Source organism: Streptomyces sp. NPDC045778 (assembly GCF_056431945.1).
The window spans coordinates 1-18,276 of record NZ_JBWKJZ010000013.1 but is presented as its reverse complement, the minus strand read 5'-3'; the positions used below and the strand labels follow the sequence as shown (position 1 = coordinate 18,276).

Sequence of the window (18,276 nt, the reverse complement as noted above, 5' to 3'; positions counted from 1 at the left end):
GCGTTCGGGCCGTGCCCGGAACCGCCACTGCGCTCGACCCGGTCGTGTGGGGCACCGAGACGTCCATGACCGCCGAAGCGTCCCCGCTGCGGACCCCGCCTGTCCGCAGCGACGACGGTGCGCTACGGCAGTTCACGTGGATCGCGACCACACCCGCCCTGCACGCTCGGTACCGTCTGGACGGGTGCGCAGATTCACCGGTTCGTCGGGGATCGGCGCGAGTCCGAGCCACTGGGCCGGCCGGCCTGTTCACCCAGCTGCGGAAGTGCTTGTAGGCGGAGGGGAACCCCGACACGGTGAACAGGTACGGGCTGGAGGAGTCGTGCAGGCGCTCGGTCAGTGCGATCGCCTCGTAGACCTCCTCGGTCACCACCCATTCGTCGTCAGTGCCGCCGAGCCCTTGGCCCTTGATCAGTTTGCCGCCGATCCGGAAGCGTCGTAGTCCCCGGTCGGACTCCTGCGGTGGACGGCGGCACCCCACCAGGAGCTAAGCGAGACTCGCTGGCTCCTATTCCGCTGACAGCCGCCGTCAACAGCAGGCAGGCCGACCGCATGCGCGCGACCAGAGCGCCCGCGTCCAACTCACGCCGACCGCGGCCACGGCCCGCTCCAAGTCTTCGCGCAGAAGGTTCACCCAGGGCTACGGGAAGCTGCCGATGCCAGCCTCCCTCGCCACGGCGGAGAAGTTGGAGCGAGTTCCTCGACTGTGCGGACGGCGTACGGTCCGTCTGCGTTCGCGATGCCGCTCTGGATATGCGCGTCCGGCTCGCCCGCCACAAGGCGGCGGTGGGAGTCAGGGCCCTGGACGGGCGGGCCGCCGCCCTCCTTGACCGGCAGTAGCCCGCTCTCGGCTCAACCCGGCTCCTACGCGGCCAGGTCGATGCTCACCCCGAGAAGGGCCTGCAACTCGGCGACCGTGTCTGCCTCGTGTGTCGCGAGCACGGTGGTGATGCCCAGGGCCTCGGCGGGCGGGAGGTTCACCGGATGGTCGTCGACGAACACGCAGGCCGAGCCGGGAAGGCCCAGGCGCTCCAGCGTCAGCTGGTAGATCGCCGGGTCCGGCTTCGCGAGGCCGACCGCCTCGGAAATGACGTGTACGTCGAACAGGCCCCAGATGCCCACGTGTTCGTACGGGTTGAAGGGGTCCAGGCCGAAGCTGTTCGACAGGAGCGCGAGCCGGTACCCCGCTTCCTTGGCGGCCCGCGCGAGGGCGGCCATGCGCCGTGCCGCGGGCACTCCGGTCCAGGCGCGCCCCATCAGTTTCGACGGTTCGACATGCGCACCGAGCAGGCCCGCGGTGCCCTCGTTCCACTCGGCCTGGCCGATCTGCCCGATCTCCAACGCCGCGTACAGCCGCCGGCCTTCGGGGTTGTCACCGAGAGCGGTACGCCAGGCCTCGGCGTGGAGCCCTTCCGCTTCGCACCACGTGCGGTGCACGGGGCGCGGGTCGGCGGTCAGTACCCCGGCGAAGTCCAGGATGAGACCGCGCGGGGCCTTGCGATCGGCGTTGGTCGTGGCCTGCGGCATGGTGCGTGCTCCCCTCCGTTGGCCTCACGAGTGACGCTACCGCGCGCCGGGCGATCAGGATGATGTGAAGCCCCGCCCTATGGCGGTCTGCGGGCGGGCCCGGTCGGGTTCAGCTTCGGGGCACGCGTGATTCCGCTGCGCGCGCTCGTCGTTCCTCTCGGCGCAGAACGAGCCAGTACGGCACGCAGGAGGCGAGAAGGACGGCGCGGGTTATCCAGCGTTGGGTCGATTCGTGCAGCGTTTTGATGGTCTTGTCCTTGCCGATGAAAGGGTCGATGAAAGGGTCGATGAAAGGGGGGCTGGAACTGGGCGGTCTGGGGCCCCGGTTGACGAGCGGGGCACGTGCCGTGCCGTGGTGGGGCATGAAGGTCACGGTAGGCACGCCGAAGCGCCGGGCCCCTCCTCTGTTCGGCCGAGAAGCGGCGGCGGACTTCGGCCATCCGGCTGATTCGTGAAGCGGGCGCGAGCCGGAAGGATCGGTGCGTGTCGGGATGCTCCGGCGCTGACCGTCGCTGTGAGCCGTAAAGCAGGCGCCGTGTGAGCCGTAAGGCAGGCGCCGTGTGAGCCGTAAGGCAGGCGCCGTGTGAGCCGTGAGGCAGGCGCCGTGTGAGGCATGAGAAGGGGAGGTGAAGGGATGGCCGCACAGGGCCGTCGGCGCGGCTCGCCGGGGCAGGGCCATCGGTTTACCGGCGTACTCGCCCCGGCGTGGGCCCGGAGTGCGGTGGGCCGGCGTCGCGCCTTCGGCTCATGCTGCCGCAGGCGCGCTGGACTGCGCGTCTGCTCGGATCGTCGGCCACAGGACGGCGACGACGCGGTCGGCGAGATCGTCCGGGGTGCTCCGGCCGGTCTGGAGGTAGTCGCCGAAGTAGCTGCCGAAGCAGAGCACCACCACGGTGTCGAGGTCGGCGTCCTCGCGGACAGCGCCGGTCTCCTGCAAGCGGCGCAGGGTCTGGAGCAGCTCCTCGCAGCGCGGCTTGTTCCCGTGCTCGCGCATCTGCTCGAACAGTTCCGGCTCGCTCTCGGCGGCGCCCATGAAATGGCCGTGCACAGCCATGGCCCGTTCGTTGTGGTAGCGGGGATCGAGGCGCCGTACGGCCACCGTGAACGCCTCCACCGGTGTCATCCGGTCCCACTCCAGGGGCGGGTAGGCCTCGCGCTGCTTGCGCAGGCCGTAGTGGAGCGCGTCCACCGCCAGGTCGTACTTGTTCGGCCAGCGGCGGTACAAGGTGGGGCGTGTGACCCCGGCGTCGGCGACCACGTCGCCGATCGTCATCCGCGCGTATCCGTCGGTGGCCAGCCGTACGCGCGTGGCCTTCAGGATCGCCTCTTCGATCGCCGGGTCGCGGGGGCGGCCGCCGGGATGCGGAGGGTTCGACCGCTCCGGGTCGCCGGTGTCTGATCCCTTATGCCGTCGTGGTCGGTCCGCATGCCGTCGCGGTCGGTCCGCATGCCGTCGCGGTCGGTCCGCGCGGCCGGTGGCGGCTGAGTCCTTGCTGCTCACGGCGTGTTCCTCCCTTGCCCGGGGCTGCCCTTGAGGGCGTGCGCAGCCCACTCTAGCCCAGTTTAGTTTCAATCATTGACTGTAACGAAACATGTGGTGCATGGTTGTCCCGCCGGACAGCCCGCCACCGGGTGCGGCGGCGAGTCCCCCACCCCTGCCTGGAGCGCGACGTACCGCGCCCGGTACCTCATCTGCGGCATGTGCCGCGCATTTCACGAAGGAATCCCATGAGCACTTTCAAGCACCACGGTCGCACCGCCGCAGTCGTCGGGTCGGCCGCGGCCGTGATCTCCGGCCTTGTGCCGGCGGCACACGCGGACGGGCAGAGCGCGGAGTCGGCCAGACCCAAGCCGACGATCGTGCTGGTACACGGCGCGTTCGCCGATGCCTCGGGCTGGGAGCAGACCGCCGCCCGGCTGCGGCACCAGGGCTTCCCCGTGCAGGCGGTGGCCAATCCCCTGCGCGGCCTGGACCACGACAGCGCCTACCTCGCGGGTCTGCTCAAGGGTGTCAAGGGTCCGAAGATCCTCGTCGGCCACTCCTACGCCGGTGCCGTCATCACCAATGCCGCTGCCGAGATCGCCGACGTCAAGGCGCTGGTCTACGTCGCCGCGTTCGCCCCCGACAAGGGCGAGTCGCTCGGCGGCCTGCTCGAGCAGCACCACGACCCCTCGGTGCCGCCGCTGCCGCAGCAGGCCTTCCAGTTCACCCGGCCCGACGGCAGCACCGGTACCGAAGTCTCCCTGGACCCGGCCGAGTTCGCCGCCGCGTTCGCCGCCGATGTCCCGGCCGAGCGGGCCGCGCTCATGGCCGCCTCCCAGCGGCCCGTGGCGGCCGAAGCCTTCGGCGAGGCCACGAAGCAGGCCGCCTGGAAGGAGATCCCCTCCTGGGCCCTGATCGCGAAGAAGGACAAGGCCATCGCCCCGAGCCTGGAGCGCTTCATGGCCAAGCGCGCCGAGGCCCGTATCACCGAGGTCAACAGCTCCCACGCCGTCATGGTCAGTCACCCCGACGCCGTCACCGACATCATCCGGCAGGCGTACCGCGCCACGCGCTGACCGAAGGACGCGCGGCAGCCGTCCTCCCCTCCGGCCGCCGCGAGGACGGCCGCCCGCCCGGTGACACCCCCGGGCCGCCCGGCGGCATCCCCGGGCCGCCCGGCGGCATCCCCGGGCCACCGGGCGGGCGAGCCTCCACCCCCAGCCCGTTCACACCACCACGCACCACGCGTACCGCCCTTCGGGCGGACAGAAGAAAATCCGAGGACGTCATGAACCTGTTCGACCCTGCCATCTGGTCCGGAAAGATCAACATCGACGGCTGGCAGGACGCCTCCGGCGGCAAGACGGCCGTCGTCAACCCCTCCACCGGCGACACCCTGGAGCACATCGGCTCCGCCGACGTGAGCGACATCGCCCGCGCCGCCGCCCGCGCCGCGGAGGTCCAGCGCGCCTGGGCCGCCACCGCGCACACCGAGCGCGCCGCGATACTGCGCCGCGCCGGGGAACTCTTCGCCGCCCACGCTCCGCAGATCCAGGACTGGCTGATCCGCGAGAGCGGCAGCACCCGGGCCAGGGCCGTCTTCGAGACGGACCAGGCCGAGCAGGAGTGTTATGAGGCGGCCGTGCTGTGCTCCCACCCGACCGGGCAGGTCATGCCCTCCGACCAGCCGCGCCTGAGCATGACCCGCCGGGTGCCCGCCGGAGTCGTCGGCGTCATCTCGCCGTTCAACGTGCCGCTGATCCTGGCCATCCGCTCCGTCGCCCCGGCCCTGGCGCTGGGCAACAGTGTGGTCCTCAAGCCGGACCCGCGCACCGCGGTCAGCGGCGGCGTCACCATCATGCGGATCTTCGAGGAGGCGGGCCTGCCCCAGGGCGTACTCACCCTGCTCCCCGGCGACGGCGCGGCCGGTGCGGCCCTGGTCGACGACCCGCGCGTGCGCGTCATCTCCTTCACCGGCTCCACCGGGGCCGGACGCAAGGTCGGCGAGGCGGCGGCCCGCGGCGTCAAGCGCGCCCACCTCGAACTGGGCGGCAACAACCCGATGATCGTGCTGGCCGACGCCGACCTGGACCGCGCCCTCTCCACGGTCGCCTGGGGGGCCTTCTTCAACCAGGGCCAGGTCTGCATGGCCACCGGGCGCATCCTGGTCCACGCCGACATCGCCGAGGAGTTCACCGCGCGCCTGGCCGCCAAGGCCGAGCAGCTCACTGTCGGCGATCCCGCCACCTCCGACGTCGACCTCGGCCCCCTCATCAACGCCCACCAGCGGGACACCATCCACGCCCAGGTCACCGCCAGCGTCGCCGCAGGTGCCCGCCTGCTGACCGGCGGCACCTACGACCGTCTCTTCTACCGGCCCACCGTCCTTGTCGACGTCCCCGACGACGCGCCCGCCTACGCCGAGGAGGTCTTCGGCCCCGTCGTGCCCGTGCGTACGTTCACCACCCTGGACGAGGCCGCGCAGTTGGCCGCCGACGACCCGTACGGTCTCTCGCTCGGCATCCTCACCCGGGACGTCATGACCGGCCTGGAACTGGCCGAGCGCATCCCCAGCGGCCTGGTGCACATCAACGACCAGACCATCAACGACGACGCCCGCATCCCCTTCGGCGGCGTCGGCTGGTCCGGCACCGGCGCCCGCTTCGGCGGCGAGGCCAACATCGACGCCTTCACCGAGACCCGCTGGATCACCGTCCGCGGATCCCAGCCCGTCTACCCGATCTGACGACGGTCCACCTCGGTCCGCGCGCGGGCGCCCGCAGCCCTGTAGGCGCCCGCCACCGCGCCCGGCCGGCCACCGCGCCCGGCCGGCCACCGCGCCCGGCCCGCCACCGCGCCCGGCCCGGCGCCGCCTCTGGTGCCGGGCCGGCACCAACTGCCTCCTTCGAAGGGCCCTCCGCGATGTCCGACCTGACCTTCCTCGCCATCTCCGGCAGCCTGCGCCGCACCTCCCACAACACCGGCCTGCTGCGCGCCGTGCAGAGCCTCGCGCCCCACGGCGTCACCATCGACCTCTACGAGGATCTTGGCCGGCTTCCCTTCTTCAACGAGGACCTCGAGGACGGCCCCGAGCCCACCGCCGTCGCCGACCTGCGCCGACGCGTGCGGGAGGCCGACGGCGTCCTCATCGCCACCCCCGAGTACAACTCCGCCATCCCCGGCGTACTGATGAACGCCCTCGACTGGCTCTCCCGCCCCGCCGGCCCGCACGCCCTGCTCGGGAAACCCGTCGCCGTCCTGGGCGCCTCGCCCTCCCAGTTCGGCACCGCCCGCGGCCAACTGGTCCTGCGCCAGATCCTGCACCGCATCCAGGCCCCCGTCGTCGCCCACCCCGAGGTCACCGTCTTCCGCTCCCACCAGCGCTTCGATGCCGACGGCACCTTCACCGGAGACGACATCACCGAAAGCCTGCTGCACGCCCTGCTGGCCGAACTGACCGTCCTGGCCGACCTCCACGCCCCGGCCCACGCGGTCTGACCGCTGAACTGTGCCCGCCCACAAGGAAGATCACCATGCCCACACCCCACCAACCCACCGAACCGGCGAACGCCAAGCCGACCGCCCTCGCCGACCCCGCCGAAGCCGACGCCGGACTGGTCGTGGTGAGCGAGAGCGGGCCCGGCCCGTACGCCCAGCAGGTGCGGGCCGGGCGCCACGTCATGGCGGCCGACGAGCCCGCACCCGCGGGCACGGACAGCGGCCCGGACCCCTATGGTCTGCTGCTGGCCGCGCTCGGCAGCTGCACATCGATGACGGTCCGCATGTACGCCGATCGCAAGGGCTGGCCGCTGGAGAAGGTCACCGTCCAGCTGCGCCACCGGCGCGTCCACGCGGCGGACTGCGCGGAGTGCGAGGGATCGCACGGTGTCGTCGACCGGATCACCCGGGAGATCCGTCTCGACGGCGTACTCGACGCCGCCCAGCGCGAGCGGCTGATGGGGATTGCCGAGAGGTGCCCGGTACACCGCACCCTCACCGCGGGCGCCCACATCACCACCACACAGGCCCCCGCAGCCGCCGGGGCTCCCACGGAGGGAGGTCACCTTGACTGACTGGCGAACCGTCTCCACGGCGAGCGAGCTGCTCGCGGCCGTCGCCGATCGCGCACCGGCCATCCAGGTGGACGGCCTGATATCCCGCCTGCCCGAACTCACGCTGCCGCCGGGGACACGACTGCGCGGCGGCACCCTGGAGTTCGCCGCCACCGGCCTGTGCCTGACCCGGGACAACCTCCTTGAGGAGGTGACGATCCACAGCCCCGCGCACGCGACAGCTGTCCGCAACGACACCGCGCTGCCCGGCTTCGGCACCCTGGCGCTGCGCGACGTACGCACCAGAGGGCAGGTCCTGCTGCTCGCCCGCGACGCCATCCGCTGCGGGCACGTACGGGTCGAGGGCCTGCGCGTGGAGACCGCGGACGTCCGCGCCCGCGACGAACGGCCGCACGGCTTCGGAGTCGGCGTCCTCCAGGGGGCGTTCACCCTCTGGAACCAGCACCCCGACCCGGCCGTCCGCATCACCGCGGACCTGTTCGACATCACCACGGGCGGACCGGATCGAGCCGTTCGCGGCAGCGGCGTCTTCATCAGCGGGTGCGGCGTCCCGGACGGCGCCCCCACCGGCGGCTCGGTCCAGGTGACACACCTGCGCACCGGCACGATCCACACCGACGGCGGCATCCCCGAGGGCACTCCGGACCTGATCAGCGGGGGAGTCTTCGTCGGCCACAACACCGTGATCGACGAGGTCCTCAACGAAGGCGCGGTCACCACCTATGGAGCCAACGACATGGTGCTCGACGCGTGGGGCCGCGTCCGGTCGTGGACGGCCACCGCGCCCCTCACCTCGTACGGGCCGAGCGGCGTCGGGTTCGTCAACTTCGGCGAGCTGGACAAGCTCGACATCCAGGCTCCCCTCACCACCCACGGCACTGGCGCCCGCGGCTTCAACCTCTACGACGGAAGCCTGCGCCAGGCCTTGTTCGACACCATCACCACGACCGGCGACGGCGCTGTCGGCATCCAGGTCAGCAGGGAACTGTCGGACCTGAGGATCCGTGGAGACCTGGCCACATCGGGAGGCACCGGCACCAGCCTGGTGAAGGGTGTGCAGACTCCGCTGAGCGCCAGCGCCCTGAGCATCCGGCCGGGCGGCCGGATCGGGCAGGCCGAGATCGGCGGCCGGATCACGGCCCGAGGTGACGGCCTCGCCGCGGTGGAGATCGACGGCCGGATCGGCACGCTGAAAGTCGGACGGGGCATCCACGCCGAGGGCCGCGGCGCGGACGCCGTCCGCGTCCACGGCGAGCCGGTGGAATTCGCCTCCCACGGCGGGCAGCCAGGGCGCCCCGGAGGGCCGGGCGGCCACACCGGTTGAACCACGCACGGCACCCAACCATCAGCCACATCAAGCCCTCCCGGGCCACCTGACAACTTACGGAGGACAACCATGAAGACGCACTACGAAAGCGGCCGCGTGGGCTTGCTGCTCGTCGACCTCGTCAACGAGAACTTCTCGCAGGACGGCAAGGCCTACCCCATCTACGCGCCGGAGTACGAACGGCTGGACACGATCGGCAGCTTGAAGAAGCTCATCGCCGGGGTGCGACGGCATCAGGAGATCCCCGTCTTCTACTCGACGACCGCCTTCACCGATGAGGACTACTCGGCGTGGCGGCACGTCTCCGGCATCCACCGGCAGATGTTCGACAAGCGGATGTTCGAGGCCGGCACCTGGAACACCGAGTTCCACGAGGAGTTCGCTCCCCAGCCGGGCGATGTGGTCCTCGCCCCGCAACAGGGCCTCGACGTCCTGCACCACACCGACCTCGACTTCCAGCTGCGCCGGCGCGACATCGACCACCTGGCGATCGCCGGGGTCTCCGGGATCATGGCCGTGGAGTCGACGGCCCGCACCGCGATGGAGCGCGGCTACCACGTCACGGCGTTCAGCGACGCGATAGCCGCCCCCGGCGGGCTGGTCACGTACCAGGCGATGATGCGCGGCCTGACCATGGTCTCCCACCACGTGACCGGCGTGGACGACTTCCTGACCGCACTCGACGGACCGGCGGCGTAACACCTTCACCACTGGCACGGCGAGGAAAGCGGTTGGGGCATGCACCAGGCACGAACACGGTGGGCGTACGCCTACGACCGGTTCTCGGCATCCGATCCCGGACTGCTCCGGCTGCGGTCCGCGCTCAGCACGCTCTCGGCGGTGCTGCTGACCCTCGGCGTCCTCGCCGTGCCGGGCGCCCCGGTGCCGGTCCTGGTGACGGGGGCCCTCACCGCGATGGTCAGCACGGCCGCGGTCACCGAACCCCGGCCGCGCGACCAGGCGCTGACCCTCGTGACCGGGGTGCCGGTCGCCCTGGTGGTCATGGCCGCTGGCAGCGCGCTGGCACCGCACCGGGTCGCGGCCGACGTGGTGTTCGTGCTGCTGATCTTCGCGGCCCTCTACGTCCGGCGCCTCGGCCCGCGCGCGACCACGCTGGGCGTCTTCGCCTTCCAGCTCTTCTTCGTGACCCAGTTCGCCGAGACCCGCGTGGAGCAGGTGCCGCAGCTCTCCCTGGCCGTCCTTGTGGCCTTCGGCAGCTCGGCGCTGGTCCGGTTCGCCGTCCTGCCCTCGTCGCCGGAGCGGACGCTGGAACGGTTGCAGCGTGCCTTCGGGCTGCGTCTCGCGCTGGTGCTCGACGCGCTGATCGACGTCGCCGAGGGCAGCCCGAAGGCGCCGCACGCCGAGCGGCCGGTGCGCGATCTGCTCCGCTCCACCGCCCGCCTGCACACGGCCGCGTTGATGATTCAGAGCCGCCTCGGCACCGGCACGCCCGACGAACGCGCCGCCACCGCGGTCCAACACCGCGTCGCGGCAGCGGAGACGGCCGTCGAGCGACTGGCCGTCCTCGTCCTGCGGGCCCTGTGGCCCGGCTCCGACATCGACACCCTCACCCCGCACCAGGCGCGGACCCACGCTGCCCCACCCGCCCTCGACTCCCGCGACGCGGCGGCACTGCCCGTGCTGACCTCGGACTTGCGGGCGCTGCGTGCGGCGATCGGCCCGGCTCGACCGCAGCCGACCGGAACTCCTCCCGCTGAGGTGCGCACCCGGCTGCTCGGCTACCGCGGCGACGAGTCCCTGCCCGACGCATCCCCGGCCATGCGGGATGTCTTCCGCTCCGCCGGGGACTTCGCCCGCGCCCTGTTCGACCTGTGCCTGGCCCGGCCCGGGCGGACCTCGACGGCCCAGCACACCCCCACGGCGCCACGCTCGCGTGCGCAGGCCCAGGCGCACCACTCCGGCCTGGCGAAGGACGCCGTACCGAAGCGGCAGGAATCCCGCGTCCGCCCCACCACGAGGACCGCGATCCAGGTGGCCACCGGCTCGGCCCTGGCCGTCGTCGGCGGCGAACTGGTGTCACCGCAGCGCTGGTACTGGGCTGTGTTCACCTGCTGGGTGGTGTTCATCGGCACCACCTCCACCGGCGAGATACTTGTCCGGGGTTGGCGGCGCCTGATCGGCACGGTCGCGGGTGTCGCGGCCGGGCTCGCCCTCGCCGCCCTGATCGGTGACATCGGATGGCTGGCCTTCGCCCTGGCGGGCCTCAGCGTGTTCGGGATGTACTACACGATCACGGTGTCGTACACGCTGATGTCCTTCTTCGTCACGACCATGATCGGCATGCTGTACGCCCTGCTCCACGCCCTCACCCCCGGCGTGCTGCTGGTGCGGATCGAGGAGACCGCGCTGGGCGTCGCGTGCGGGCTGATCGCCGCTGTGCTCGTGCTGCCGGTGCGCACCCGCGACCACACGGACCGGTTGCTGCGCGACACCCTGGAGCACCTGCGCGTGGCACTCACGCAGTCGCTGGCCCGGCTGGACGGTGAGCCCGGCGGGGACCTGCTCGCTCCGGCCCGTGCGCTGGATGCCTCCCTGGACAGCCTGCGCCTTTCGGTGCGGCCGCTGATCACCCCGCTCAGCCTGTCGCGGTCCCGGCGACGCACCACACTGTCCGCGCTCGGGCTGCTGGAGACGGCCGCGTTCCACACCCGAAGCCTTGCGGCCACCGCCGAACTGGTGCCGCCTTGCCCCTACTTCGCGACCGATCAGCGCCTGGCGAACGTGGCCCGCCGGATCGACCGCAACCTCGGCGCCCTGATCAGCCGGGTGTCCGGCCGCGGCGACGACACCGCTCTTGTGTGCGGCCCCGGAATTGCCGCACGGCTCGACGTGGGCGAGAGCGAGGCACGTACCGAGGGCGCCTACGCCAGGCGACGGGTCCTGCGACACCTGCAACACGTGGACGAGAGCATTCAGGGGCTGGCCCGCACGTTTCACCTGCCCGTTCGCGACGACTCATGACGCAGGTGTCGGCAGGGCGCCGGGTGCGGGGTGTTCGGCTCGTACACACCCGCTGGACGGGCTCCCGCCCCGGGCAGCTTGTGATCGCGGTTCACGCGAACCCTTCTGGTGGACCGACGACGATTCCGCATCTCCGCATCTCCGCATCTCCACATCGACGATCCTCGCGCTGCGGGCCGGTGGTGCGGATCGGCCGGATGACCGAGGGCTGCCGGGCGGGTCGGGCGGACGCGTCGGTCAAGAGGCGGAGGCCGGACAGCCGCGAGCGGGCGTACGGTGGGCCGCCATGACCGCCTTCCCGGCCCGTGCCGTCCTCGCCTCCTGGGCTCCCGCCCGCCGTGGCCTGGTCATCGGCGTCGCCACCCTCGCCCTGGCAGCGATCACCGCCGAGGCGCTGGACACCGGCTTCGTGCCCACGACCGCGGCCACCATCGCCGTCGGCCTGCTGTGCCTGGCGGCGCTCCTCGCGCCGCCCCAGCACCTGGCGCGTACGGGGTGGACCGCAGTGACCGCCTCCGCCGCCCTGTCCCTGGTCACCGCCCAGTTGACGCACCGCCCGGAGCACTCTCCCGGCATGGCGGAGATAGGCATGCTGCTGCTGCTCGTCACCCGCGCGGTGCGCCACAAACCCGCGGGACGGATGATCCCGCTCGTCGCCGCCGCCTGGCTCGCCGCCCCGCTGGTGCTGCTGCGCCTGCCCGATACCGAGCACGTCAAAGCGGCGAAGTACGGCGTGCCGTTCCTCCTGCTCGCCGCACCCGTGGTGATCGTCCTCGGCCTGTACCTTCGCCTGCTCGACGCCACGCGGGAGCGGGAGAAGAACGCCCGCCTGAACGCCCAGCGCCTGGAGTACGCCCGCGAACTGCACGACTTCGTCGGCCACCACGTCACCGCCATCACCGCCCAGGTCAAAGCCGTGCGCTTCACCACGGCCACCGGACACCCACCCACGCCCCAGGCCCTGAACGAGGCTCTGGCCAACATCGAGGACGCCGCCGTCCAGGCGACCGACTCCATGCGGGCCATGGTCGGCCTGCTGCGCCGGCCCGACCGCTCAGCTCCCCTGCACGCCCTCCAAGGCCTGCACAGCCTGCACGACCTGGCCGACTCCCTGCGCGCGTCGGGCCCCGACGTCCGCCTCACCATCGACCCCCGGCTGCTCGCCGTCCCCCCGGCGGACCACATCTCCTCCACCGCGCACCACGTCGTCCGCGAAGCACTGACCAACATCCGCAAGCACGCCGCTCAGGCCGGGACCGTGACCATCGAGGTACGCCGGACCGCGGACGCGGGCGCGCTCACGGTCTGTGTCACCGACGACGCCGCCCGGCCCCCTGGCGCCAGGCCAACACATCCGGGCCCTGGGGGATTCGGCATCACGGGGCTGCGCGAGCGAGTCCACGCGCTGGGCGGACACCTGACCGCGGGCCCCTCACCGGCCGGTGGCTGGCAGGTCGCCGCCGAGATCCCCGTCCACCGCACCGCGGCGCGGCGCCCGTTCTGACGCCTGGCACGATCACACCATGACTATCCGCGTCCTTCTCGCCGACGACCAGGTCACCGTACGCGCCGCGTACCGGATGATCCTCGACTCCCAGCCGGACATCGAGGTCGTCGCCGAGGCCGCGGACGGAACCGCAGCGGTGGCCGACGCGCGGCGGCTGCGCCCGGACGTCTGCCTGCTGGACATCCGCATGCCCGGCATGGACGGCCTCGAAGCCACCCGCCTCCTGGCGGGCCCGGATGCCGAACAGCCGCTGAAGGTGGTCATCGCCACCACCTTCGACCTCGACGAGTACGTCTACACCGCCCTGCGGCACGGGGCCTGCGGGTTCGTCCTCAAGGACTGCTCTCCCGCCCTCCTCATCGAAGCCGTCCGTGCCGCCGCCGTCGGCGACTCACTCATCTCCCCCTCCGTCACCGTCAGACTCCTGGAGCACATGTCCTCCCGGACGGCACCGCACCGCGGTCGGTCCCGGCACGACACGCCCCCGCTCCCCGAACCCCTCACCCCGCGCGAGCGGGAGGTCGTCGCCATGGTCGCCCAAGGTCTGACCAACGAGGAGGTCGCCGCCGCCCTCTACATCACCCTCTCCACGGTGAAGACCCATCTCGGCAGCGTCCAGCGCAAACTCGGCGCTCGCAACCGCGTCGAAGTGGCCGCCCGCGCCTGGCAGCACGGCCTGGTGTGAGCCCGGTCGCCGCCGGAGCCGCGTGGTGGGGGCCGCGACTGCGGGCTGGACCTGCGCTGTGGCAACAGCGCTCATCGATCGGGAGCTGCGTCCGGTTCTGGTTCCGGTTCCGGCTCCGGCGATACGGGATCGAGCGTAGGCGGCACCGGCGCGGCATCGGCCACCGGGTCCGGCTCCAGGACGGCGGGCGGCTCGGGCAGCTGGGGCAGGGGAGCGACGGGAGCGGCATCGGCAAGGGGTTCCGGCTCCGGTGGAACGGGATCAGGCGTAGGCGGCTCCGGCGCGGCATCAGCCACCGGAACCGGCTCCAGCGGAGCCAGGCCGGGTACGGAGGGCTGCGTAGAAGGATCCGGTTCTGCTCGGGCCGGCGGGTTCTCCTGGACAACCGGTGCCGAAACCAGGTTGCCGGTCGTAGCGGCGGCGAGGCCGAGGACGACCACTGTCGTCACGCCGGTCACGGCCAGAGCGTTCTTCATCCGCACAACGCGTCTCCTCTGCGAGTCTCCAGTGACCTTGGTGCAACCTTCCGTGACCTCGGGGCTTTCCGCACGCCAGGGCCTGCGGGAGAGGGACCGGCGACGAGCAGCCATGCGGCTCCCGCGGGGCGAACGCAAGAGAGCTTGCCGGGCCAGGGGCCTCCACACAGCGATCAAGAACACTCGTCATGCCCGATTTACGTTTATAAGGATCTTTGAGGTAGAAAGACGCATTGTCGGTGCCGGGATCCGTAGCGCGCACAGCCGTGGGCCGCGGTCACGCGCCGACGGAGGTCCGTTCCGGCGCGGTTCGCGCAGCCCCTCGTTCGTCCCCCTCTGGAGCCCCCTGTATGTCTGACGTGCTCGGAAGCCGCCCGGTGAGGCGCGCCCTGTGGCGCCGCTCGGCGCTCGTCGTGTCGCTGCTGATGTTGTCGAGCGCGGTGACCGCGCAGAGCGGCGCCCTGGCCCACGCGGCGCCGTCCGCGCGGGTCGCCGCGGCCCGGACCGGCGTGAGCGTGACCAGCAAGGTGGCGGCCGGGACGACGTGGCGGCCGTGCGTCGGTCAGCGCAAGCTGAGGTGTGCCTCGCTGTCCGTGCCCGTCGACTGGACGGCGCCCAAGGGACCCCGCGTCAAGCTGCCGGTCGTCAAGCGTCCGGCCTCCGATCCGAAGCGGCGCGTCGGCACGCTCGTCGTGAACTACGGTGGCCCCGGAGAGCAGCACGCCCAGGAACTGGCCTCCGGCGCGGGGAAGTTCGCCCGCTTCGGCAAGCGCTTCGACCTGGTCGCCTTCGACACCCGCGACACCCTGCTCAGGTGCGGGGAGAACCTCGTCGTCCACGGCGACCGGATGCCCCTCGTGCTCGACAGCCGCACGGCCTACGACGAGCGGGTGCGCTACAACCAGGCGCTCGCCAAGAGCTGCCGGACGGCCAGCGGGCCCCTCTTCGACCATGTGAGCGCCGTCGACATCGCCCGGGACCTGGAGGCCCTGCGGGGCTTCCTCAAGGAACCGAAACTCAATTACTACGGCATCTCCTACGGCACGCTCATCGGCCAGACGTACGCCGAGCACTACCCCAAGCGGTTGCGCACGATGGTCCTGGACAGCGTCGTGGACCACAGCCAGAAGGCCCCCGCGTTCCTCGCGGGTGCCGCCCGCGCCCAGGAAGGGACCTTCCGCGCGGCGGCACGCTGGTGCGCACGTACGAAGTCCTGCGCGCTGCACGGCCGCGACGCCGCCGCCCGCCTCGATCGGCTCTTCACCGCCGCCGAGCGCGGCAAGCTGACCGACGGCGGTGAACCGGTCGGCGTCAGCAGCCTGCTGAAGCGGACCTACCTGGGCAATCAGACGGAACAGGACTGGCCTTCCTGGTTCGAGGGGCTGGCCTCCTACCGCATCCGCAAGACGCCGGTGAAGCCCGCGCCCCGCCCCAAGCTGCCCAAGAAGCCTGGCGCGGCCGTCTACGAGGGCCGCCCCACAGCCCTCATCTGCGCCGACTGGAATTTCGGACCGAAGGGCCACAAGAACGCTGCCGCCCTGTGGCAGGCCAGCCGCACGGCGGCACCGCACACCCGCGGCAACGCCTGGTACCAGGAGTGGTCGGCGCGCTGCGCGGGCTGGCCCCGCCCGGCCGCCCACCCCCAGCACCCGCTGCGCGCCACGAAGACCCCGCCCGTTCTGCTGCTCAACGCCCGCAACGACCCCGCCACCAGTCACGCCTGGGCCGCCCGGGTCGCCGCGCGACTGCCCGGCTCCCACCTGCTCACGTACGAGGGCACGGGTCACTCGGTCATCAGCCTCGGCGGCACGTGCGTCACCGACGCGGTGAACCGCTACCTCACCACTGGCAGCCTCTCCTCCGTCAAAGGCACCTGCCCCGGCGCACGCAGGCCGTAGCTGTCGGAGAGGGGCGGAGGGCCGCGTCCGCGAGGCCGTGCGGGCGCGCCGTCAGCCGAGCTTGAGCGAGAAAGGGTCGGCTCCCGTGCACTGCGGTGAACCTCTTCCTCCACCCGGCGCAGGCGCTCGTCGAGCCCCCGGCGCACCGGCGCGCACACCACTCAGCCTGGCGGGATGACGCAGAACTTCGCCCGCGGCCTGGCCGCGCTCAGCCTGTCCCTGACCCCTCTTCTCGTCCCGTCGTCGGCGCAGGCCACCCCGGCCGAGACCACGACCCTGGCCGACGCCGTGCACCGCCTCCCGGCAGTCGGCGAACACCGGGAGGGGTACACCCGCACCGCGTTCAAACACTGGAACGCCGGGGCGGTGAAATCCGACGGCTGCAACACCCGAGCCGAAGTGCTCATCGCCGAAGCCACCGAGGCGCCCGACGTCGGCGCCCGGTGCGCGCTCTCCGACGGGGAATGGCTCTCGTACTACGACAACCAGGAAGTGGAGGACGCGAGCAAGCTCGACATCAGCCACACGGTCCCGCTCGCCGAGGCCTGGGATTCCGGCGCCTCCACCTGGAGCCCCGGACGCCGTGAGGCCTACGCCAACGACCAGGGCGCCCCGGCCTCGCTGGTGGCCGTCACCGCCCGCACCCACCGCGCCAAGGCGGACCAGGACCCGGCCGAGTGGCTGCCGCCGCTGCCCACCGCGCACTGCCGCTACGTCGCGGAGTGGGTGGCCACCAAGCTGCGCTGGGACCTGGCCGCGGACCCGGCCGAGCTGGACGCCATCGCCGTCTTCGCCTCCGGCCAGTGCAAGGACACCCCCGTCACCTACACCCCCGCCCTGGACCAGGCGACGCACCCCTGACCCGGCACCGGCACCGGATGCCCTGTCCCTCGTGAGCCGGACACAGCGGAGCCCCCGTCCCCAAGGGGGACGGGGGCTCCGCCGGCGTCAGGACTGGAAACGGTCCCGCGCGTCGTCGGCTGCGTCCTGAGCCTGCTCCCGGCCCTGCTGGCCCCGCTGACGGGCTCGCTCCTGCGCCTGCTGGCGACGTTCCGAGGCCTCGTCCTGGGCTCCTTCACGCGCCTTCTGCGCCTTGTCCTTGAGCTCGTTGGCCTTGTCCTGGAACTGGTCCTTGCTGCCCACAGCGGGCTCCCTTCTGTTCGGCCCCCCGGACCAGGTTCAGGCAGGGCGGCGGCGGGCGCATGTCGAAGGACTACGCAGCGTGTTCGCTACGCGGCCGGGTAAGCCTCGGTACCCCTTGTCTGGCGCCTGGTTCGTTGTCCTGGGCTCGGTCGCCGTGTGAACACACGCTTGACCTCAATCGCGCTTGAGGTGTGACGCTGATCCGCATGACCACAGAATCCACATCCCGCGCGGCAGACCTCGAAGCGATTGACCAGCTCGTCGCGACCGTCGAGCACTCCCAGCAGAACAAGGACCCCGAAGAATTCCTCAGCCTCTTCCACCCGGACGCGATCTGGACCACGGCCCACGGCAAGGTCCTCATCGGCCTCGACGCGATCTCGGAGTTCACCCGCAAGGTCCTCCCCGCGGCGAGCTGGGACGGCAAGGTCACCTACGAGGTGGTCCACGTGCTCTTCATCCGCCCCGACGTCGCGGCGGTCAAGGTCCGTCAGCGATACCTGGCCCCGGGCCAGGAGAGCGAGGGCGCCCCGCTGTACGTGATCTCGAAGCAGGCCGACGGCCGCTGGCTGCTGACCGCCTGCCAGAACACGGGGGTCCTCGCCGACTGACTTGCCTGTCGATCACGTTCGGAGCCAGATCGCGAGGGCTGCCGCAGTGGCGGCGCCGAGGTAGCCTCCTGGTACGTGGCGCAGCTGACCCAACAGATGCGCAGCCACGGTGTCGAGCCGCCCGCACCGCCCGACCGCGTCGACGAATACAACGGCACCGGAATCCGACCCCGCGGCCCCGCCCACCTCCGGGAGGACGGGGCCGCTTCGTCATGCTCCGAGTCAGGCGGCCGCGACGACTTCCGCGCGAACGGCGGGGGCCCACTCCCTCAGGAGCCGTTCGTACGCGGCACGTTGGTCGCTGGTGAGTCCGACGCGGGGATCGCGCCAGAGGGCGCGGATGTCCTCGTTCACGGCCGCAGCAGGGCGCACGCCGGCCCGGGGGCCAGGGTTGGGGGACATGCCTGTCAGGGTAGGCGGTGGCACTGACAGCCGCTACGGGGCAGCCGCACACCGCCCGTGCAACGCCCTAGGTGTATTGATCACGAGCGTTGTTGACACTGGCCGGGCTTGATCATGGCGAAGGCCCCCGTGTGTGGTGGAGGTGTCGAATCTTCACCGCAC

17 protein-coding genes are annotated in these 18,276 nt (G+C 71.7%); 12 read left to right on the top strand and 5 right to left on the bottom strand.

All coding sequences use genetic code 11. The features are described from left to right. Positions 1 to 864: 864 nt before the first annotated feature. Both AC07GB_RS18280 and AC07GB_RS18275 read right to left on the bottom strand, forming a co-directional pair. On the bottom strand, positions 865 to 1,527 hold the full coding sequence (locus AC07GB_RS18280) for an HAD-IA family hydrolase (RefSeq protein WP_478846548.1): 663 nt from the start codon (positions 1,525 to 1,527) through the stop codon (positions 865 to 867). Between the two features lie 745 nt (positions 1,528 to 2,272). Continuing rightward, positions 2,273 to 3,028 (bottom strand): TetR/AcrR family transcriptional regulator, encoded by a 756-nt coding sequence (locus AC07GB_RS18275; protein WP_478846546.1) that lies wholly within the window; start codon positions 3,026 to 3,028, stop codon positions 2,273 to 2,275. Between the two features lie 227 nt (positions 3,029 to 3,255). Here AC07GB_RS18275 and AC07GB_RS18270 point away from each other — a divergent pair, with 227 nt between their 5' ends. The 9 genes from AC07GB_RS18270 (at position 3,256) to AC07GB_RS18230 (ending at position 13,584) form a co-directional block, all read left to right on the top strand. Next, the gene (locus AC07GB_RS18270; RefSeq protein WP_478846544.1) at positions 3,256 to 4,086 is read left to right on the top strand and encodes an alpha/beta fold hydrolase; all 831 of its coding nucleotides are present in this window, start codon (positions 3,256 to 3,258) and stop codon (positions 4,084 to 4,086) included. A 212-nt stretch (positions 4,087 to 4,298) separates the two neighbouring features. Beyond that, complete coding sequence (locus AC07GB_RS18265; RefSeq protein WP_478846542.1) at positions 4,299 to 5,756, top strand: benzaldehyde dehydrogenase; 1,458 nt, start codon at positions 4,299 to 4,301, stop codon at positions 5,754 to 5,756. Positions 5,757 to 5,932: 176 nt separating this feature from the next. Next, positions 5,933 to 6,508, top strand: coding sequence for an NADPH-dependent FMN reductase (locus AC07GB_RS18260; protein ID WP_478846540.1), 576 nt, complete (start codon positions 5,933 to 5,935; stop codon positions 6,506 to 6,508). A gap of 35 nt (positions 6,509 to 6,543) precedes the next feature. Beyond that, positions 6,544 to 7,083 carry an OsmC family protein gene (locus AC07GB_RS18255; RefSeq protein ID WP_478846538.1) on the top strand — a complete coding sequence of 180 codons (540 nt, stop codon included), beginning with the start codon at positions 6,544 to 6,546 and terminating at the stop codon, positions 7,081 to 7,083. After that, positions 7,076 to 8,407, top strand: a complete 1,332-nt coding sequence (locus tag AC07GB_RS18250; protein ID WP_478846536.1) for a hypothetical protein — start codon at positions 7,076 to 7,078, stop codon at positions 8,405 to 8,407. Before AC07GB_RS18255 ends, AC07GB_RS18250 begins: the two co-directional genes overlap by 8 nt. A gap of 72 nt (positions 8,408 to 8,479) precedes the next feature. Beyond that, a complete protein-coding gene (locus AC07GB_RS18245) occupies positions 8,480 to 9,109 on the top strand; it encodes a cysteine hydrolase family protein (protein ID WP_478846534.1) in 630 nt (209 codons plus the stop codon). Positions 9,110 to 9,148: 39 nt separating this feature from the next. After that, positions 9,149 to 11,392, top strand: a complete 2,244-nt coding sequence (locus tag AC07GB_RS18240) for an FUSC family protein (protein WP_478846532.1) — start codon at positions 9,149 to 9,151, stop codon at positions 11,390 to 11,392. 286 nt (positions 11,393 to 11,678) lie between these two features. Continuing rightward, complete coding sequence (locus tag AC07GB_RS18235; protein WP_478846530.1) at positions 11,679 to 12,896, top strand: sensor histidine kinase; 1,218 nt, start codon at positions 11,679 to 11,681, stop codon at positions 12,894 to 12,896. Positions 12,897 to 12,915: 19 nt separating this feature from the next. Continuing rightward, positions 12,916 to 13,584, top strand: a complete 669-nt coding sequence (locus AC07GB_RS18230) for a response regulator transcription factor (RefSeq protein WP_478846528.1) — start codon at positions 12,916 to 12,918, stop codon at positions 13,582 to 13,584. A 71-nt stretch (positions 13,585 to 13,655) separates the two neighbouring features. Here the strand turns inward: AC07GB_RS18230 and AC07GB_RS18225 are convergent, their stop codons facing one another. Continuing rightward, on the bottom strand, positions 13,656 to 14,060 hold the full coding sequence (locus AC07GB_RS18225; protein ID WP_478846526.1) for a hypothetical protein: 405 nt from the start codon (positions 14,058 to 14,060) through the stop codon (positions 13,656 to 13,658). A gap of 350 nt (positions 14,061 to 14,410) precedes the next feature. Between AC07GB_RS18225 and AC07GB_RS18220 the strand changes: the two genes are divergently transcribed. Both AC07GB_RS18220 and AC07GB_RS18215 read left to right on the top strand, forming a co-directional pair. Continuing rightward, positions 14,411 to 15,958, top strand: coding sequence for an alpha/beta hydrolase (locus tag AC07GB_RS18220; RefSeq protein ID WP_478846524.1), 1,548 nt, complete (start codon positions 14,411 to 14,413; stop codon positions 15,956 to 15,958). A 174-nt stretch (positions 15,959 to 16,132) separates the two neighbouring features. Further along, positions 16,133 to 16,819, top strand: a complete 687-nt coding sequence (locus AC07GB_RS18215; RefSeq protein WP_478846521.1) for an HNH endonuclease family protein — start codon at positions 16,133 to 16,135, stop codon at positions 16,817 to 16,819. Between the two features lie 87 nt (positions 16,820 to 16,906). Here AC07GB_RS18215 and AC07GB_RS18210 read toward each other — a convergent pair whose 3' ends face one another. After that, positions 16,907 to 17,101, bottom strand: a complete 195-nt coding sequence (locus AC07GB_RS18210) for a hypothetical protein (RefSeq protein ID WP_478846519.1) — start codon at positions 17,099 to 17,101, stop codon at positions 16,907 to 16,909. Between the two features lie 206 nt (positions 17,102 to 17,307). Between AC07GB_RS18210 and AC07GB_RS18205 the strand changes: the two genes are divergently transcribed. Further along, positions 17,308 to 17,712, top strand: a complete 405-nt coding sequence (locus AC07GB_RS18205; RefSeq protein ID WP_478846517.1) for an SgcJ/EcaC family oxidoreductase — start codon at positions 17,308 to 17,310, stop codon at positions 17,710 to 17,712. 222 nt (positions 17,713 to 17,934) lie between these two features. Here the strand turns inward: AC07GB_RS18205 and AC07GB_RS18200 are convergent, their stop codons facing one another. Then, positions 17,935 to 18,114, bottom strand: a complete 180-nt coding sequence (locus tag AC07GB_RS18200) for a hypothetical protein (protein WP_478846515.1) — start codon at positions 18,112 to 18,114, stop codon at positions 17,935 to 17,937. Between the last annotated feature and the right edge of the window lie 162 nt (positions 18,115 to 18,276).

Excerpts from the sequence above, each read along its gene's own strand:
- AC07GB_RS18220 (WP_478846524.1), top strand. The coding sequence starts at position 14,411 with ATGTCTGACGTGCTCGGAAGCCGCCCGGTGAGGCGCGCCCTGTGGCGC.
- AC07GB_RS18280 (WP_478846548.1), bottom strand. The coding sequence starts at position 1,527 with ATGCCGCAGGCCACGACCAACGCCGATCGCAAGGCCCCGCGCGGTCTC.
- AC07GB_RS18225 (WP_478846526.1), bottom strand. The coding sequence starts at position 14,060 with ATGAAGAACGCTCTGGCCGTGACCGGCGTGACGACAGTGGTCGTCCTC.
- AC07GB_RS18245 (WP_478846534.1), top strand. The coding sequence starts at position 8,480 with ATGAAGACGCACTACGAAAGCGGCCGCGTGGGCTTGCTGCTCGTCGAC.
- AC07GB_RS18240 (WP_478846532.1), top strand. The coding sequence starts at position 9,149 with ATGCACCAGGCACGAACACGGTGGGCGTACGCCTACGACCGGTTCTCG.
- AC07GB_RS18255 (WP_478846538.1), top strand. The coding sequence starts at position 6,544 with ATGCCCACACCCCACCAACCCACCGAACCGGCGAACGCCAAGCCGACC.
- AC07GB_RS18265 (WP_478846542.1), top strand. The coding sequence starts at position 4,299 with ATGAACCTGTTCGACCCTGCCATCTGGTCCGGAAAGATCAACATCGAC.
- AC07GB_RS18235 (WP_478846530.1), top strand. The coding sequence starts at position 11,679 with ATGACCGCCTTCCCGGCCCGTGCCGTCCTCGCCTCCTGGGCTCCCGCC.
- AC07GB_RS18270 (WP_478846544.1), top strand. The coding sequence starts at position 3,256 with ATGAGCACTTTCAAGCACCACGGTCGCACCGCCGCAGTCGTCGGGTCG.
- AC07GB_RS18200 (WP_478846515.1), bottom strand. The coding sequence starts at position 18,114 with ATGTCCCCCAACCCTGGCCCCCGGGCCGGCGTGCGCCCTGCTGCGGCC.
- AC07GB_RS18260 (WP_478846540.1), top strand. The coding sequence starts at position 5,933 with ATGTCCGACCTGACCTTCCTCGCCATCTCCGGCAGCCTGCGCCGCACC.
- AC07GB_RS18215 (WP_478846521.1), top strand. The coding sequence starts at position 16,133 with ATGACGCAGAACTTCGCCCGCGGCCTGGCCGCGCTCAGCCTGTCCCTG.
- AC07GB_RS18230 (WP_478846528.1), top strand. The coding sequence starts at position 12,916 with ATGACTATCCGCGTCCTTCTCGCCGACGACCAGGTCACCGTACGCGCC.
- AC07GB_RS18205 (WP_478846517.1), top strand. The coding sequence starts at position 17,308 with ATGACCACAGAATCCACATCCCGCGCGGCAGACCTCGAAGCGATTGAC.